At 58.7% G+C, this 3285-nt stretch carries 3 protein-coding genes; all 3 read left to right on the top strand.

The features are described from left to right. Window positions 1-186, top strand: a 186-nt coding sequence (locus tag F0185_RS34555; protein WP_223164631.1) for a hypothetical protein, incomplete at its 5' end; no start/stop codon positions are given. Window positions 187-323: 137 nt separating this feature from the next. Continuing rightward, on the top strand, window positions 324-1301 hold the full coding sequence (locus F0185_RS33925; RefSeq protein ID WP_167233082.1) for a DUF2157 domain-containing protein: 978 nt from the start codon (window positions 324-326) through the stop codon (window positions 1299-1301). Then, the gene (locus tag F0185_RS33920; RefSeq protein ID WP_167233080.1) at window positions 1298-2899 is read left to right on the top strand and encodes a GDYXXLXY domain-containing protein; all 1602 of its coding nucleotides are present in this window, start codon (window positions 1298-1300) and stop codon (window positions 2897-2899) included. The genes F0185_RS33925 and F0185_RS33920 overlap by 4 nt, the downstream gene beginning before the upstream one ends. The last annotated feature ends 386 nt before the right edge of the window (window positions 2900-3285 follow it).

The raw sequence follows: 3285 nt of genomic DNA, 5'->3' as shown, positions 1-3285 counted from the left end.
TTGGCACCTTCATCAAACGCCCACACTTATCGACTGTTAATTGTTAAAGAACGTATTCGGTATTTCTATCTTGCCGCATGGTACGAAGCGTTGTGTTCGTTGCAGCAGAGAGGTGAGATTATGCAGCATTTCGCGTTTTTCGCCAACCTCTTTTTTACTTCCGCGTCTCCTTGGAGACGGCCCTGACAGAGTGCTAACTACTTGATTTCGTTAACCCTTTCTGCGGGGAGGCGAACTATAGCAAAGCTTCTTATTTGTTGGCAAGTATTTTCTATACAAAAGCCGAGTAGACTCTGCCACAACTCCAACATTGAAGGAATATTATGGATATTGGCCTGTCGCTTTTACAGATTTCCGCAGCCCATGCACTGAACGACGAGCAGCATCGACAGCTCCGCCAACTGTCCGGCCTCGACGAGGAGCCAGCCAACCTGGCCCGGCATTTTCGCATCAGCCTGGCCCTCATTGCGGCGTCGTTGATCGGCCTCGGAATTATTTTCTGGATTGCCGCGAACTGGGATTCACTTGCGCGCGCGACCCGCTTCGTCCTGTTGCAGGGCGTGGTGGTGGTCACGTGCATCGGCGCATATGCCCGACCAGCTGCACGGATTCCGCTGGCCCTGCTCGCGCTGCTCGCTATCGGTGCCGTGTTCGCCTACTTCGGCCAGACCTACCAGACAGGCGCCGATCCCTGGCAACTGTTTGCCCTATGGGCGCTGCTGGGCCTGCCTTTATGCCTTTCTGTGCGACACGACGCGCTGTGGACGCCGTGGGCCTTGATTGCCATGACCGGAATTTCGCTCTGGCTACATGCGAACACGGGACATAGCTGGCGTTTGGACCGGCGCGAAATGCACTTTCAGGTGACAGCTTGCATTGGCGGGTTGACGATCGCTGCGCTGCTCAGCCCTCTGTTTGCGCAGTGGACTGGCGCCAGACGCTTGTCCATGCGCGTGGCCGTCACGCTCGCGGTAATCAGCGTCGCACTGCTTGGGATTGCCGGCCTGATGAATACGGAAATATCAGGACAATTTTGGCTGGCCCTGTTCATGTTGACGATCTCCGCCGCGGCGTTCATATCGCCTCGCCTATTCGATGTATTTTCCCTGAGCGGCATCGGGCTGGCATTGAATATCCTCCTGATTGGATTACTGGCGCACATGGTCAACCTCGATAGCGCGCGCTGGTCCATTCCAATGCTGCTGTTCCTTGGCCTCGCAGCCGCCGGCTTGCTGGCCGCGACCGTGAGCGCCATCCTCAAACTGTCGGAGCGTGCGGCGCTCAGTGGCGGTGCGAAATGAAGCGCCCACTCGACCAGATTATCGCCGATGCGATTGCCGCCGGCGTTTTGCCGCCCTCCGCCGCAGTTATCCGGCACGAAGCACATCGTCCTTGGCCAGTTGTGTTGTTGACCGCGCTCGGGGCCTGGTTGGCGGCCCTTCCATTAATGGGCATCATTTTTCTGATTTGTGACGACTTTGTCAGCCGGAGCAGAAGCGCTTTGTATCCTATCTCGCTCGCGCTATGCGGCGGCGCGATTTACGTTCTGCGTCGCGCCTCTTTGCCCCTGTTCGTCGAACAGCTGTCAATACCGGCATTACTGACCGGCGCAGCGACGATGAGCGTGGCGTTCTACTTCGACCTGTCGGCGCACAACGCCTCGCTCAGCGTCGCCTTGCTGTCAATGGTCCTGGCCGTCCTGATTCCACGCAACTGGTTGCGTGTCCTGCTGGGCGCGCTAACCTGCGCCTTCATTATCGGGGCGATGATTGCGCTCTACACCAACGACATTCGCGACCGCGATCACTTCTGGATTGTGGTGCATGGTGCGATGGTGATCTGGCTCGTTACCCACTTCGTGCAGCGACACTATCTGCGCAATGCATTCATCGACCGGGTGGCCACCGGGTGGGTACTTACTATCATCGCAGGCCTTGCACTCTGGACGGGAATGACATTCATGGTTGGCGCCGCGATCGATGGCGCCCCGGTCGGCACGACGGCGCCGCTATCGCAACGGTTGGCGTTTTTCGCACAGTGTACATCGGCGGTAATGACCCTGGCCGGGGCGGCCTGGCTGGCCAGGTGTTGGCCGGCGTTACGCAAACCCTGGTATGGACTCACGATTGCAGTGTTTACGGGGCTGGCGATACTGATGCCGTCACTCGGCGCAATTTTGCTGATTTTCGCCTTGTGCGCAAGCGCCGGTCGCTGGCGCATTGCGGCGACAGCGGCAGCGGCGGCCGCATGGGTTACCGGCGCGCTGTATTATCAGCTGGCGTATCCGCTGGCGACCAAGGCGCTATTCCTGGTCGGCGCCGGTGCGCTGTTTGCCCTGATTGCCTGGCTTGCCATTCGCGATCGCGAACCGGTAATTGCCAGCGGCGGCGCAGCCCTTGCGCCGCCGGATTCGGCAGCGCGCCGGATCGGCATTGCAGTGACGGCGCTCGGGGTACTTGCCATCGCCAATATCGGCATCTGGCAAAAGGAATCGCTGATTTCTCACGGTCGTCCTATCCTGGTTGAACTGGCGCCTGTCGATCCGCGCTCGATCATGCAGGGCGATTACATGCGCTTGAATTTCAAGTTACCGCCAGAGATAGTAGAGACAAATGCGATGAAAACGGGATGCGAGCGATTGATGGTCGCCGGCAAGGTCAACGAGAAGGGAGTTGCGGAGCTGACACGCCTATACAATGGCAAGCCGCTTGCGCCAGGCGAGATCATCATCGAACTGACCCCGCGCCACGGCGGTTATACGGTGGTGACCGATGCGTGGTACTTCCAGGAAGGGGAGGCGAAACGGTGGGAAGCGGCGAAGTACGGCGAATTCCGCGTCGATGCGAATGGAAAAGCACTACTCGTCGGCATGCGCGGCACGCATCTCGAGCCGCTCTGAGGCGAGAGCGGGGCTGCACGGTTCACTAATTGGATTCAAGCCGTGCCCGGGGGCGACGCATCTGTCGAAGGTGCTGCCAGGCCCTGAAAGATGCGCGCGCGTCGGGCGTGCACCTTGACGCCCCCTGGCGCGTGCTGCTGTTAAGACGCTTCCTGGCCGCGGGCCGCAGCAGCCTGGATCTTGCGGTACTTCGCTTACCAGGCGGCTCTTTTCAGTCAAGTGAGCATCAAGGCGGATTGATATGACAAAAACGCGGACGAAAAAAACCCCGGTTTGCACTAAGCGCGATCTTGAGCGCGCTTAGGCTTACCGGGGTTTTCTTCTTATAACTAGCCTGACGATGACCTACTTTCACACTGGTTGCAGCACTATCATCGGCGTAAAAT

The organism is Massilia rubra (genome assembly GCF_011682065.1).
GTDB classification, from domain to species: domain Bacteria; phylum Pseudomonadota; class Gammaproteobacteria; order Burkholderiales; family Burkholderiaceae_D; genus Telluria_A; species Telluria_A rubra.
Note: the sequence above shows the minus strand (reverse complement) of the source record. Positions and strands in the feature narration are given on the sequence as shown.

Bases quoted from the DNA above. Each gene is read 5' to 3' on its own strand.
- F0185_RS33925 (WP_167233082.1), top strand. From the start codon at position 324: ATGGATATTGGCCTGTCGCTTTTACAGATTTCCGCAGCCCATGCACTG.
- F0185_RS33920 (WP_167233080.1), top strand. From the start codon at position 1,298: ATGAAGCGCCCACTCGACCAGATTATCGCCGATGCGATTGCCGCCGGC.